The organism is Ruegeria arenilitoris, from assembly GCF_013030985.1.
Taxonomy (GTDB): domain Bacteria; phylum Pseudomonadota; class Alphaproteobacteria; order Rhodobacterales; family Rhodobacteraceae; genus Ruegeria; species Ruegeria arenilitoris_B.
Genome location: NZ_WPYP01000001.1, coordinates 181,124 through 194,679 on the forward strand (window position 1 = coordinate 181,124; position 13,556 = coordinate 194,679).

12 protein-coding genes are annotated in these 13,556 nt (G+C 58.7%); 8 read left to right on the forward strand and 4 right to left on the reverse strand.

The window, feature by feature from the left end; translation table 11 throughout:
* Both GOX88_RS00920 and GOX88_RS00925 read right to left on the reverse strand, forming a co-directional pair.
* Positions 1-1,293, reverse strand: coding sequence for an O-acetylhomoserine aminocarboxypropyltransferase/cysteine synthase family protein (locus tag GOX88_RS00920; protein WP_170397939.1), 1,293 nt, complete (start codon positions 1,291-1,293; stop codon positions 1-3).
* A gap of 72 nt (positions 1,294-1,365) precedes the next feature.
* A complete protein-coding gene (locus GOX88_RS00925) occupies positions 1,366-2,361 on the reverse strand; it encodes a hypothetical protein (RefSeq protein ID WP_170397942.1) in 996 nt (331 codons plus the stop codon).
* Between the two features lie 309 nt (positions 2,362-2,670).
* Here GOX88_RS00925 and GOX88_RS00930 point away from each other — a divergent pair, with 309 nt between their 5' ends.
* Positions 2,671-4,005 carry an NAD(P)-dependent oxidoreductase gene (locus tag GOX88_RS00930; protein WP_170397945.1) on the forward strand — a complete coding sequence of 445 codons (1,335 nt, stop codon included), beginning with the start codon at positions 2,671-2,673 and terminating at the stop codon, positions 4,003-4,005.
* Between the two features lie 45 nt (positions 4,006-4,050).
* The gene (preA, locus tag GOX88_RS00935; protein ID WP_170397948.1) at positions 4,051-5,355 is read left to right on the forward strand and encodes an NAD-dependent dihydropyrimidine dehydrogenase subunit PreA; all 1,305 of its coding nucleotides are present in this window, start codon (positions 4,051-4,053) and stop codon (positions 5,353-5,355) included.
* Between the two features lie 497 nt (positions 5,356-5,852).
* Here preA and GOX88_RS00940 read toward each other — a convergent pair whose 3' ends face one another.
* Together GOX88_RS00940 and GOX88_RS00945 are read right to left on the reverse strand one after the other, a co-directional pair.
* Entirely contained in the window at positions 5,853-6,563 is a 711-nt protein-coding gene (locus tag GOX88_RS00940; RefSeq protein ID WP_170397951.1) for a M48 family metalloprotease, read from the reverse strand.
* A 427-nt stretch (positions 6,564-6,990) separates the two neighbouring features.
* On the reverse strand, positions 6,991-7,599 hold the full coding sequence (locus GOX88_RS00945; protein ID WP_170397953.1) for a TetR family transcriptional regulator C-terminal domain-containing protein: 609 nt from the start codon (positions 7,597-7,599) through the stop codon (positions 6,991-6,993).
* 171 nt (positions 7,600-7,770) lie between these two features.
* On the opposite strand from GOX88_RS00945, the gene GOX88_RS00950 reads away from it, so the two are divergent.
* The 6 genes from GOX88_RS00950 (at position 7,771) to GOX88_RS00975 (ending at position 13,520) form a co-directional block, all read left to right on the forward strand.
* A complete protein-coding gene (locus GOX88_RS00950) occupies positions 7,771-9,021 on the forward strand; it encodes a Zn-dependent hydrolase (protein WP_170397956.1) in 1,251 nt (416 codons plus the stop codon).
* 93 nt (positions 9,022-9,114) lie between these two features.
* Positions 9,115-10,569: a dihydropyrimidinase gene (gene hydA / locus GOX88_RS00955; RefSeq protein ID WP_170397959.1), complete on the forward strand. Its 1,455-nt coding sequence runs from the start codon at positions 9,115-9,117 to the stop codon at positions 10,567-10,569.
* 75 nt (positions 10,570-10,644) lie between these two features.
* Positions 10,645-10,971 (forward strand): hypothetical protein, encoded by a 327-nt coding sequence (locus GOX88_RS00960; protein ID WP_170397962.1) that lies wholly within the window; start codon positions 10,645-10,647, stop codon positions 10,969-10,971.
* Positions 10,968-11,753 carry an ABC transporter ATP-binding protein gene (locus GOX88_RS00965; protein WP_170397965.1) on the forward strand — a complete coding sequence of 262 codons (786 nt, stop codon included), beginning with the start codon at positions 10,968-10,970 and terminating at the stop codon, positions 11,751-11,753. Before GOX88_RS00960 ends, GOX88_RS00965 begins: the two co-directional genes overlap by 4 nt.
* A complete protein-coding gene (locus GOX88_RS00970; RefSeq protein ID WP_170400219.1) occupies positions 11,746-12,678 on the forward strand; it encodes an ABC transporter permease in 933 nt (310 codons plus the stop codon). Before GOX88_RS00965 ends, GOX88_RS00970 begins: the two co-directional genes overlap by 8 nt.
* Positions 12,675-13,520, forward strand: coding sequence for an ABC transporter permease (locus GOX88_RS00975; protein WP_170397968.1), 846 nt, complete (start codon positions 12,675-12,677; stop codon positions 13,518-13,520). The genes GOX88_RS00970 and GOX88_RS00975 overlap by 4 nt, the downstream gene beginning before the upstream one ends.
* Positions 13,521-13,556: the final 36 nt, after the last annotated feature.

Below are 13,556 nucleotides of genomic sequence, written 5' to 3' on the forward strand. Positions count from 1 at the left end.
TCAGACCGACGCTTTGGCCAGTGCCTGATCCAGATCAGCAATCAGGTCGTCGGCGTCTTCGATTCCGATGGACAGGCGCACCACGTTCGGCCCGGCGCCTGCAGCCTCTTGCTGTTCCGGGGTCAGTTGGCGGTGGGTGGTCGAGGCCGAGTGGATGATCAGCGACCGCGCATCGCCAAGGTTGGCGACGTGGCTGAAAATCTCAAGCGAGTTCACCAGCCTGACGCAGGCGTCATAGCCGCCCTTGACCGCAAAGGTGAACAGCGCGCCGGCGCCCTTTTTGTACTGCGCCTGAACCCGGTCGTGATAAGGCGAAGAGGGCAGACCGGCATAGGTGACATAATCCACGCGGTCGTCAGCCTCGAGCCAGGCGGCGATTTTCTGGGCGTTTTCGACGTGGCGTTGCATCCGCAGCGAGAGTGTCTCAATCCCCAGCAGCGTGTAATGGGCGGCTTGCGGGTTCATGGTCATGCCCAGATCGCGCAGGCCGATGGCGATACCGTGGAAGGTAAAGGCCAGCGGGCCGAACGTCTCGTGAAATTTTAGGCCGTGATAGGCCGCTTCCGGTTCGCTGAGCGAGGGGAACTTGTCATTCGCCGACCAGTCGAACTTGCCCGAATCCACGATGCAGCCGCCGGTGACGGTGCCGTTGCCGGTCAGGTATTTGGTGGTCGAGTGCACGACCAGAGTTGCGCCTTGCTCAATGGGGCGGCACAGGTACGGGGTTGCCGAAGTGTTGTCGACAATCAGAGGAATACCTGCTGCATCTGCAATATCAGCCATTGCACGGATGTCGGTGACATAGCCGCCCGGGTTGGCAATGGATTCGCAGAACACTGCGCGGGTGTTTTCGTCGATGGCGTCTTTCACGGCGTCCAGATCGTCGGTGTCCACGAATTTGGCCGACCAGCCAAAGCGTTTGATGGTCTGGCTGAACTGCGTGACCGTACCGCCATACAGACGGGTCGAGGCCACCACGTTGCAACCCGGCCCCATCAGCGGGAACAGCGCCATGATCTGGGCTGCGTGACCCGAGGAGCAGCAAACTGCACCAACGCCGCCCTCAAGTGTAGCGATACGTTCCTGAAGAACGGCTACGGTCGGGTTGGTCAGGCGGGAATAGATGAAGCCAACCTCTTGCAGGTTGAACAGAGCCGCGGCGTGATCGGCATCGCGGAACACGTAAGCCGTGGTTTGGTAAATCGGCGTCTGGCGCGCACCTGTCGCGGGATCGGGCCGTGCGCCCGCGTGAATTTGCAATGTGTCGAAACCGTAAGTCGGGCCGTCAGACATCGTCGAAATCTCCTGTTGGAATGTGCGTTGCAGAATCTCTAGGCGATCCGGCGCGCGCGCACAACAATCCTGTCAGCGCATCCAAAGGCCGTTGTTGCGGATCGTGTTGCGAATGACCTGCTCGCGCTGGGGCAGGTTTTCCCGGTCGAACAGGTCGCGGATCTTGTGGCCCTTGCGTTGCAGAACCAGCTTTTTGATCGGCTCATACCCTTTGAGTACCTTCTTGACCCGGTTGGGGGCCGCGACGGTTTCCAGCACTTCGACCACGTGGTCGCTTTCCCGTGCATAGAGCAGAGGGAACAGGCGATAGTGGCAGCTAACCGATCCGTCCAGCAAGCCGGGGGGCAGGGCATCACGGCCGCCGCCAAACGAATGGATGACCAGCGGCAGGGCGGCCTGATCCAGCCAGGGATCGAGGTTCTGCCCAGCCAGTTCTGGGATTTCCTCATCCCGGATCGTGCGGGCATAGTCCAGAAACCGCTCTCCGAACTTGCGCGGGCAGGAATAGAAAAAATAGCCCGCGTTGAAATACAGATACCGTCGCCAGTAATCCATCGGCTGGCTGGCGTCCTGCGAGCTTTCGAAATCCAGATCAAAGCGACGGTACAGGGCGTTCCAGATGCCATCGAAGCCGGGACCATAGAGCGTCGGCTTGGGCCATGTGCACTCGACCTTTGGCGAGGCTCCGGGACGGTCGAAATCAAACGGCACCGAGGTCAGATCGCCGGTGATCAGCGTGTCGCTGTCGAAGAACACGAAGGGCTCGCCTTCGGGGAGGGCCAACAGGGCCTCGATCTTGTTGCCATAGGGATAGCTGTCGCCGAAGAGGTGAGTGTCGAAAGGCAGTATCTCGGCATCCAGTTGTCGCAGGGCTTTCAGTACGTCCTCGTTCCGGATGCTCGGGTCCTGACGCCAGCGTGGCCCGGGCTGCGGCACGGCCACGAACAGCCGCCCCGTGAAGTTCGGTGAGCTGTGGCGCAGAGAGGCCGCGAACAGCAGGGCCTCGTATTGCAGCCGGTTGTTTTGCCCGATGATGACGATGTTGAACTTCGAAGAACTGGCCTGCATCAGGTGACTTTCACGTATCTGGCCGTCGTGCGGCGCTGCTCGTTGTGTTTGACCTACAGCACGTAGCAAGGCCCGTCAAAACCAGATGCGGGGAATCTTTTGTTTCCATGCAACCAGAGGCCGTATCGGCACATCTCATGTGTTGCGCGTTTTCGGAATGCAAGAAAAACAGGCGGTTTTGTCAAAGAAACCAGGGCAATCCGTCCTGTTTTGGTGGTTTTTGACGATTTTCTAAATTTTACCAATTGATAAAAAATCAGATTGTGGCAAGCTGAGACCATAACAAACATATCTACAGGGAGTAGAGCGATGGCACAGGGCCAGATTGCCCCCGGCATTGTCTCCGGGCGGCTTTCCAGCGATGAGCTGACCTCGAATTTTACCGATCTGCATCCGCCATTGGCCGCGCATGAGGCCGCTGTGGCGGCAGACCGGTGCTATTTCTGCTATGACGCGCCATGTGTGACGGCCTGTCCGACGGATATCGATATTCCGTTGTTCATGCGTCAGATCCAGGCCGGGCAACCCGAGGCTGCAGGCGAAACCATTCTGGCGCAGAACATTCTGGGTGGCATGTGCGCCCGCGTTTGTCCGACCGAGACTCTGTGCGAGGAGGCCTGCGTGCGCGAAACTGCCGAGGGGGCCCCGGTCGAGATTGGCCGCCTGCAGCGCTATGCGACGGATAGTGTGATGGCCGCAGGGGGTCACCCGTTCGAGCGTGCTGCGCCGACTGGCAAAACCGTTGCCGTGATCGGTGCAGGGCCTGCGGGCCTTGCCTGCGCGCACCGTCTGGCGATGCTGGGGCATGACGTGGTGATCCACGAAAGCAAGCCCAAGCCCGGCGGTCTGAACGAGTATGGCATCGCCGCCTATAAATCGACCAATGATTTTGCGCAGGCCGAGGTAGACTGGCTGCTGCAAATCGGCGGTATCACGATTGAGACCGGTTCGGTTCTGGGCGAGAGCGTCTCGCTGAATGGTCTGGTCGAAAACTACGACGCCGTTTTCCTGTCCATCGGTCTGTCCGGGGTGAACGCCCTGCGCGCGGACGGGGCTGATAAGGACGGCGTGCACTTTGCTGTCGACTTCATCTCGGACGTGCGTCAGGCGTCTGATCTGGCGGATCTGCCGGTGGGTCGCAATGTCGTCGTCATCGGTGGCGGCATGACAGCCGTGGACGCGGCGGTGAAATCCAAGCTGCTGGGTGCCGAGCACGTGACCATCGCCTACCGGCGCGGCCGCGACGCAATGGGGGCAAGCCGGTACGAACAGGATCTGGCGGCTTCGCATGGTGTAAAAATCATGACCAATGTGCAGCCCGTGGCCGTGCATGGAAACGGGGCGGCGGCTGAGATCGAATTGGAGTATACTACCAGCCACGACGGTCAACTTTCGGGCACCGGAGAAATGATACGCCTGCCTGCAGATCAAGTCCTAAAGGCGATCGGGCAGAAACTGGAAGGCGCGCCCGAGGGGCTGAAGCTGGACGGCAACAAGATCGCCGTAAACGAGGCTGGCCGCACTTCGCTGGCCGGTGTCTGGGCCGGTGGCGACTGCGCCGCTGGAGGCGAAGACCTGACCGTGACTGCCGTGGCCGAAGGCCGCGATGCCGCGATGGATATCCACGCAAGCCTGACTGCGTAAAACTCAAGGACAAAGATGCTGAACTGCATCAGGGAGGCCGGATAAATGGCTGATTTGAAGACAAACTTTCTAGGTATCGAAAGCCCGAACCCGTACTGGCTGGCCTCGGCGCCGCCGACCGACAAGGAATACAACGTCCGCCGCGCCTTCGAGGCCGGATGGGGCGGTGTTGTCTGGAAAACGCTGGGGGCCGAGGGTCCTCCGGTCGTGAACGTGAACGGGCCGCGCTATGGCGCGATCTATGGCGCCGATCGTCGGCTGCTGGGCCTGAACAACATCGAGCTGATCACTGATCGCCCGCTTGAGGTGAACCTCGAGGAAATGGCGCGGGTCAAAGCCGACTACCCCGATCGCGCGCTGATCGCCTCGATCATGGTGCCGTGCGAGGAGGAGGCGTGGAAAGCCATCCTGCCGCGTGTGGCTGAAACCGGCGCGGACGGGATCGAGCTGAACTTCGGTTGCCCTCACGGGATGAGCGAGCGCGGTATGGGGTCTGCCGTGGGGCAGGTGCCGGAGTACATCGAGATGGTCACCCGCTGGTGCAAGCAATACTATGACCGCCCGGTCATCGTGAAGCTGACGCCCAACATCACCGATATTCGCAAGCCTGCCGAAGCCGCCAAGAATGGTGGCGCAGATGCGGTGTCGCTGATCAACACCATCAACTCGATCACCAGTGTCAATCTGGACACGTTCAGCCCCGAGCCGTCGATTGATGGCAAGGGCAGCCATGGCGGCTATTGTGGTCCGGCGGTGAAGCCGATTGCCCTGTCGATGGTGTCCGAGATTTCGCGGGCTCAAGCCACGCATGGCCTGCCGATCTCGGGTATCGGAGGCGTGACCACATGGCGCGATGCGGCAGAGTTCATGGCGCTGGGGTGCGGCACCGTTCAGGTCTGTACTGCGGCAATGACCTATGGGTTCAAGATCATTGATGAACTGACCGCTGGCCTGTCCAAGTGGATGGACGAAAAGGGCTACAAGGACGTCTCGGAAGTTGTTGGTCTTGCTGTTCCAAACGTCACCGACTGGCAGTATCTGAACCTGAACTATATCGCCAAGGCCAAGATCGATCAGGACCAGTGCATCAAATGCGGCCGCTGCTACGCAGCCTGCGAAGACACCAGCCACCAGGCGATTTCGATGTCCGAGGATCGGGTGTTCGAGGTCATGGATGACGAATGCGTCGCCTGTAATCTTTGCGTGGATGTCTGCCCGGTGGATGGGTGCATCTCGATGGAACAGATGGCGGCCGGAGAGGTCGACCCGCGCACCGGTTTGGAGGTGCAGCCCGACTATGCCAATTGGACGACACATCCAAACAACCCGATGGCAAAGGCCGCCGAGTAAGCGTTATTGCAGAATAAGAAGGGGCCGGTGAACAGCCAGCCCTTTGCCGTAAATGTCGCACGCGTGGCCACAGGCCTATGGGTTTTCTATTCTATGTCGAGCAAAGCTCCCGGAGATTTCTTCGGGAGCAGGGTAGTGAGGTCCGGTCAGCGGACAAAGCCGCCTTGTGCATGAGCAGCTATCGCTGACGCTGCATTTGTTCGCGGACGCAACACAGCCATTGCGGCAACGCAGCGTGCGTTACCATAACCGAAATTCAGAGTGTCATTTTGCGGTGTTTGAAACTGCCCTTTCGCGGCACTCAGGTTCGGTATTCGATAAGCGCAACTTTCCCTTCATTTCTAAAACAGCCCGAACTGACGCGAACGGTCCGTAGCTGCCGGTGATCGCGGTGCTGCAGCGCAGCCCGTCGGTCTGGTCATTCGTTGCAACTGCGGGATCAAGGCTTGCTCGAACTTTGGCTTTGCGGCTCTGCAAAAACCTAATGTTCTAGTGAATCAGCCACCGATCTGGGTCATCGTAGCTTGAACCGCATGATATCTTTGAGCGTTGGGCGGGTGCGTTCCTAGAAAGCGATCACCAGGATCGGGAACTCGCGCGAAGTACAGCGCACCTTTGAGTGGATCATAGCCCGCTTTATGGGCGATTACCGTGCCTAGTTGATCAGCTTCCAATTCAAAGTTCTTTGAATAGCTGCGCCCGCCAACAAACGCTCCAAGATCTTGCGCTGCGGCAATGTCATTCGGTCCAGTCCCGGCTATTGTTGCCAGACTCGCCAAAATAACCGCACCAGCGGCCGCGTTCTGAGCACGTCGCGCTAAATGACCTTGAATGTGGTGAGCGGCTTCATGCGCCATAACAAATGCAAGTTCATCGGTATTGTTCACATTACGTGTCAGCGCTTGGGTCATCGTGATCACCGGGCGTCCCGACTTGCTTAAACTTTGATAGGCGTTTGAGGGTGCTTTTTTATTTGGATCAATGCGGATCAAAAAATCGCAATTCACTCCTGCAGTGCGGCGGCGGCATTCTCGCTCTGCCGCGGGTTCTATTCGAGAGGCTACCTGACGGAATCTAATTTGTGCCTGCTGTGAACTGACGGGGGCACTTGCGCGACCGGGGTTTGGGATCGGCGCCGATGGAGGAGGGTTGGTTGATACGCATCCCGCCAGCATCAAAATAGCTAATACCAATACAGTTCGCTTCATAAACACATCTTTCCAACAATTTAGAGCACCGAAATAGAGTCCGCAGTCCTCGAAAAGCCAACATCCAAATTCGAGTCTAGGGCCTGAATGAGTTGTTATCCAATAACAGAGGAGATTGTCCGTAGTCGCACCCCGGTTCAGCTGCTGCCAAAATGGTAAGCACCGCAAATGGCATTGCAACGAACGGCCAGTTGGTTCGCGACTCCGTCACTAACGACCTGAACCGCGTTGAACGCGTCAACAGTCGCTATTGCCGCCGCTCCACGGCTTGAAACCAATCTGCTTCGCGGCGAAGGGAATGCTGCGTGTGCACGCACAGTTCTGCGGGCGCTTACGGTATGGGCTCGGAACGGACATTAAGCTCCGAGCTTCACTATCGTTCACCTGCACCACTTACTGTAAAGGGTCGGGGTGAACGTCCCTTTTTCTATGGTGTGAGCAGTTTGCGATAGAGCGTGTCGATAAACGGTTCGGCGCCCTCGAACGGGTCTTCATCGCCCAAAATCGCGCGCACCTGCACATCGAAGTCCGCATAATGCTGGGTCAGGGCCCAGATCGAGAATACCAGGTGATAGGGGTGAACCTGCGCAATTTTGCCCTCGTCCATCCAATGCTTGAGGATCGTGGTTTTCTCATCCACCAGCTGTTTCAAATCCTGCGACAGCGCGTCGTGAATGCGCGGCGCGCCCTGAACCAGCTCATTGGCAAACAGACGGCTTTCGCGCGGCAGTTCGCGGCTCATCTGCAGTTTGCGACGGATGTAAGAGAGGATTTCCTCCATCGGGTCACCGGCCTCATCCAGATCGTGCAGCGGGGCAAGCCAGACATCCAGAAGGCCAGATAGAAGGGCGGTGTGAATCGCCTCTTTCGACGGGAAGTAATACAACAGGTTCGGTTTGCTCAGCCCGGCTTCGGTTGCGATCTGGTCGACGGTCGAGCCGCGAAACCCGTGTGCCGAGAACACATTCAAGGCAGCGTCCAGAATCGCTGCTCGGTTCTTTTTCTGAATTCTGGTTGGGGCGCGGTCTTTGGGCATGTTTTCAGGCTGTCTCTTTTTCCGGCAAGCAGGCGGCGTTTATGCCAAAATTATCGACGGTGTCTCGCAATTTCTTGACTGATGACCAACCCGTGATAGCGTGAGTTTGACCAGATGGTCAAATCAAGACACCAAAAGCGAGCTAAATCGCAAGCAACAGGGAAGAAGAAAATGGCAGCTCCGGCGCAGAACCTCAGGATCAATGGCGACAGGTTGTGGGACAGTCTGATGGAGATGGCCAAGATCGGCCCCGGTGTGGCGGGTGGCAACAATCGCCAGACCCTGACCGATGAGGATGCCGAAGGGCGCGCGCTGTTCCAGAAATGGTGTGAGGACGCCGGTTGCACGATGGGGTTGGACCAGATGGGTAACATGTTTGCCCGCCGCGAGGGCACTGACCCCGAGGCGCTGCCGGTCTATGTCGGCTCGCATCTGGATACACAACCCACGGGCGGAAAGTATGACGGCGTTTTGGGGGTGCTGGGCGGTTTGGAAGTGATCCGCACCCTGAACGATCTGGGCATCAAGACCCGGCACCCCATTGTGGCGACCAACTGGACCAACGAAGAGGGCACGCGATATGCGCCGGCGATGTTGTCCTCGGGCGTTTTTGCCGGGGTTCACGCGCAGGATTGGGCTTATGACCGCGAGGATGCCGAGGGCAAGAAGTTCGGCGATGAGTTGCAGCGCATTGGCTGGCGGGGCGACGAAGAGGTTGGCGCTCGCAAGATGCACGCGTTCTTTGAGCTGCACATCGAACAGGGGCCAATCCTTGAGGCCGAAGGCAAGGATATCGGTGTTGTCACCCACGGGCAGGGCCTGAGCTGGACGCAGGTCACAGTGACGGGGAAGGACGCTCATACCGGCTCGACCCCGATGCCGATGCGCAAGAATGCCGGTCTGGCAATGGCGCGGATTCTGGAAAAGGTGGACGAGATCGCGTGGTCAAATGCGCCCCATGCGGTGGGTGCGGCTGGGCATATCGACGTTTATCCGAACTCGCGCAACGTGATTCCGGGCAAGGTGGTCTTCACAGTCGATTTCCGTTCACCCGATCTGGACGTGATCACGGATATGGAGAATCGGTTGCGTGTCGCGGCCGAGGATATTGTCGATAAGATGGGTCTGCAGATCGAGTTCGAGAAGGTCGGTGGTTTTGATCCGGTGAAATTCGATGATGGCTGCGTAGCGGCTGTGCGCGATGCGGCCGAGCGGCTGGGCTTTTCGCATACCGACATCATTTCGGGCGCCGGGCATGATGCATGCTGGATCAACCGCGTGGCGCCGACCGCGATGGTCATGTGCCCATGCGTGGACGGGCTGAGCCACAATGAGGCCGAGGACATCAGCAAGGAATGGGCTGCTGCCGGGGCGGATGTTCTGTTTCACGCAGTCGTCGAGACGGCGGAGATCGTGGAATAGGGGGCTCGGCCCCCCGTCGCCCGCTGGGCGACTCCCCCGAGGTATTTTTGGCCAGATGAAGCAAGCGGCGCAGACCGCAACAGGGAGATTAAAATGAGCACTGTCATCAAGAACGGAACCGTCGTGACCGCCGATCTGTCTTACAAGGCGGATGTAATGGTAGAAGATGGAGTGATCACCGAGATCGGAATGGATCTGAAAGGTGACAAGGAACTGGATGCGACCGGGTGCTATGTCATGCCGGGTGGGATCGACCCGCACACCCATTTGGAAATGCCATTCATGGGCACTTACTCCAGTGATGATTTCGAAAGCGGTACGCGTGCGGCTTTGGCCGGGGGCACCACGATGGTGGTGGATTTCGCGCTGCCGAACCCCGGTGAGGGGCTGCTGGATGCGTTGAAGCGCTGGGACAACAAATCGACGCGGGCGAATTGCGACTACTCGTTCCACATGGCGGTGACATGGTGGGGCGAACAGGTGTTCGACGACATCAAGACGGTGATCGAGACGCGCGGCATCAACACATTCAAGCACTTCATGGCCTACAAGGGCGCGCTGATGGTGAACGACGATGAGCTTTTTGCCTCGTTCAAGCGTCTGGCCGAACTGGGCGGTATTGCCATGGTGCACGCCGAGAATGGTGACGTTGTGGCCGAGTTGCAGGCCAAGCTGATGGCCGAAGGCAACACCGGCCCCGAAGCCCATGCCTATTCGCGTCCGCCGCAGGTGGAAGGTGAGGCGACCAACCGCGCCATCATGATTGCCGACATGGCGGGTGTGCCGCTCTATGTGGTGCATACCTCCTGTGAAGAGGCTCACGAAGCCATTCGCCGGGCCAAGATGCAGGGCAAACGGGTGTGGGGTGAGCCTCTGATTCAGCATCTGACGCTGGATGAGAGCGAGTATTTCCACCAGGATTGGGATCACGCGGCGCGGCGGGTCATGAGCCCTCCGTTCCGGAACAAGCAGCACCAGGACAGTCTGTGGAACGGTCTGCACTCGGGTACTCTGAGCGTAGTGGCGACCGACCATTGTGCTTTTACGACCGAGCAGAAGCGCTTTGGCGTGGGCGATTTCACCAAGATTCCGAATGGCACGGGCGGCTTGGAAGACCGGATGCCGATGCTGTGGACCCATGGGGTGAATACCGGACGACTGACAATGAACGAGTTCGTCGCCGTGACGTCAACAAACATCGCCAAGATCATGAATTGCTACCCGAAAAAAGGTGCGATCCTAGTTGGGGCTGATGCGGATATCGTGGTGTGGGACCCTGAAAAAACCAAAACGATCAGTGCGGACACGCAACAATCCTCGATCGATTACAACGTGTTCGAGGGGAAAGAGGTCAAAGGTCTGCCGCGCTTTACCCTGACACGCGGTCAAGTGGCGGTGCATGACGGTGAAATTCGCACTCAGGAAGGGCATGGTGAGTTTGTCGCGCGCGAACCCAATGGTCACGTGAACAAGGCGCTGAGCACCTGGAAAGAGCTGACCGCGCCGCGACCGGTCGAGCGGACGGGTATCCCGGCGACGGGGGTGTAAGTGGCGGTTGTTCGCGGTGTTTTGGGGTACTTGGCAGCAGTGTATTGCGCGTCCCTGATCATTTGGGGATGGCAAATGAGCATCTTTAGGCAGCCATGGCCAGCACAAGTCGGTTTGGTCATTCAGGCGGGAATAACGTTGCCGTTGGCTGTAGTGTTCTCAGCCATTCCGGCCTTTGTACTGCGGATGATTGCGGTGATCTTTCACCTTCTTCATCCGATAACGGCTGGGGTTTGTGGCGCAGTGACGGGTGCGGCGGTGTACCTTTTGCTCAACACCGAAAATATGACTGGACGACCTTTGGTGGTCGATTTGCATGGCCTACTACTGTTTAGCGTTGCAGGAGCGATTGCTGGGTTGGTTTGGCTTTGGGTCGAAAGATTGGGGACTAATAAAGAATGACAACTGGTGCGCCGGTAATTGAGGCTAAAAACCTCGACCTCACCTTCCAAACAAACGATGGCCCGGTCCAGGCCCTTAAGGATGTAAACCTGACCGTCAACAAAGGCGAGTTTGTGAGCTTCATCGGCCCCTCGGGCTGCGGCAAGACCACCTTCTTGCGTTGTATCGCAGCGCTGGAATCGCCGACCGGAGGAGCGCTGACCGTCAACGGCATGACGGCGGATGAGGCGCGGCGGAACCGGGCTTATGGCTATGTGTTTCAGGCGGCGGGTCTGTATCCTTGGCGGACTATTGCCAAGAACATCAAACTGCCGCTTGAGATCATGGGATACTCGGGCAAGGAGCAGGAAGAGCGGGTGAGCAAGGTTCTGGAACTTGTTGATCTTGCGGGGTTTGGCGGCAAGTTTCCCTGGCAGCTGTCGGGCGGGATGCAGCAGCGCGCCAGTATCGCGCGGGCGCTGGCATTTGATGCCGATATCCTGTTGATGGACGAACCCTTTGGCGCGCTGGACGAGATCGTGCGCGACCACCTGAACGAACAGCTTCTGGCGCTTTGGGCGCGGACGGAAAAGACCATCGGTTTCGTAACGCACTCGATCCCCGAGGCGGTGTATCTCAGCACCAAGATCGTGGTGATGAGCCCGCGACCTGGGCGGATCACGGACGTGATCGACAGCCCTCTGCCGAAAGAACGACCGCTGGATATTCGCGATACTCCGGAATTCATCGAAGTGGCGCATCGTGTACGCGAGGGGCTGCGGGCGGGGCATGCCGATGTTTAGACAGGAGTTACATGCGTTTTGGGCCGTTCTTACGGTGTTGTTGGTAATCGGCGTATTCTGGTACGCCGCCTGTGTGCCGATGAACATCAAGGGTGTTCTGACCGAACAGGAAAGGACAGGCGCTGAGGTGCAGCCTCCGTCCGCCAAGGAGCGGCGCGACATGTCCGAATTCGGTCTGGCGTTGAACAACAGATTTGCCATTCCGGCCACGTGGGAGCAGGAAAGGCCTCGTCTTCCAGCCCCACATCAGGTGGCCATCGAGATGTGGGAGACGACGGCGCAGAAGAAGATCACTTCGAAACGGTCGCTGTTCTATCACGGCTGGGTGACGTTGAGCGCAACGATGCTGGGCTTTGCGATCGGTACTGGGCTGGGCATTCTGTTGGCCGTCGGGATCGTTCACAGCAGGGTTATGGACCTTTCGGTGATGCCATGGGCCATTGTCAGCCAGACCATTCCGATCATTGCGCTGGCTCCGATGATCATTGTGGTGCTGTATTCGGTGGGTGTTCAGGGGATCATTCCCAAGGCTATTATCTCTGCCTATCTCAGCTTTTTTCCCGTCGTCGTTGGCATGGTCAAAGGCCTGCGCAGCCCAGATGCGATGCAGCTGGATCTACTGCGGACCTATAACGCCAGCCGGTCCCAGGGGTTTTGGAAGCTGCGCTTGCCAGCGTCGATGCCGTACCTGTTCACTTCGCTGAAGATCGGCATCGCGGCCTCACTGGTCGGGGCCATCGTGGGTGAGCTGCCGACCGGGGCGGTCGCCGGTCTGGGCGCGCGCCTGTTGGCGGGCAGCTATTACGGTCAGACGGTGCAAATCTGGTCGGCCTTGTTTGCCGCAGCCATTCTGGCCGCCTGTTTGGTCGGCTTGTTGGGGTTGGTCGAGCGGACCGTGCTCAAGCGGATGGGGATGGCGCAATGATCTTTGTATTCTGTGCAATCCTTCTGTGGCTGTTCGGCTGGTGGCTGAACGGGCGTCTGGCCAGCGGTCCTTATGCCGGTACCCGGTTGGTGCGGTTTGTCGCGCCGCTGGTGTTCGGCTTGACCGTGATTGGCATCTGGGAACTGGTGGTGCGGGGGCTTGAAGTGCCCTTGGTCATCTTGCCAGCACCCTCGGTGATCGCGGTGCGCTTTGGTGGCAGCCTGCCGGTCCTGTGGGCCGACTTCGTGCAGACCATCATCAAAGGCGCGCTCAGCGGTTATATCATCGGCTGCGGATCGGCTTTCTTGATGGCGATTGCGGTGGATCGCTGGGACTTCCTGCGCCTCGGCCTTCTGCCGGTCGGAAACTTCGTCGCGGCATTGCCGATTGTCGGGACCGCTCCGATCTTGGTGATGTGGTTCGGGTTCGACTGGCACTCCAAGGCCGCTGTGGTCGTGGTGATGGTGTTCTTCCCGATGCTGGTGAACACCGTGGCGGGTTTGCGCGAGGCCACGGCCATGCAGCGCGACCTGATGGAAACCTACGCGGCGACCTATTGGCAGAGCTTCCTCAAACTCCGACTACCGGCCGCGATGCCGTTTATTTTCAATGGTCTAAAGATTTCTACCACTCTGGCGCTGATCGGCGCTATCGTGGCCGAGTTCTTTGGTTCGCCAACCCTGGGCATGGGATTCCGGATCTCGACCAGCGTCGGACAACTCTCGCTGGATATGGTCTGGGCCGAGATCGTCGTGGCCGCATTGGCCGGGACGGCGTTCTATGGGCTGGTGGCCATGATCGAAAAAGCGGTGACATTCTGGCACCCGTCGCAAAGAGGATAACAAAACTTCAACAGACCCCGAAAACGGGGCACCAAC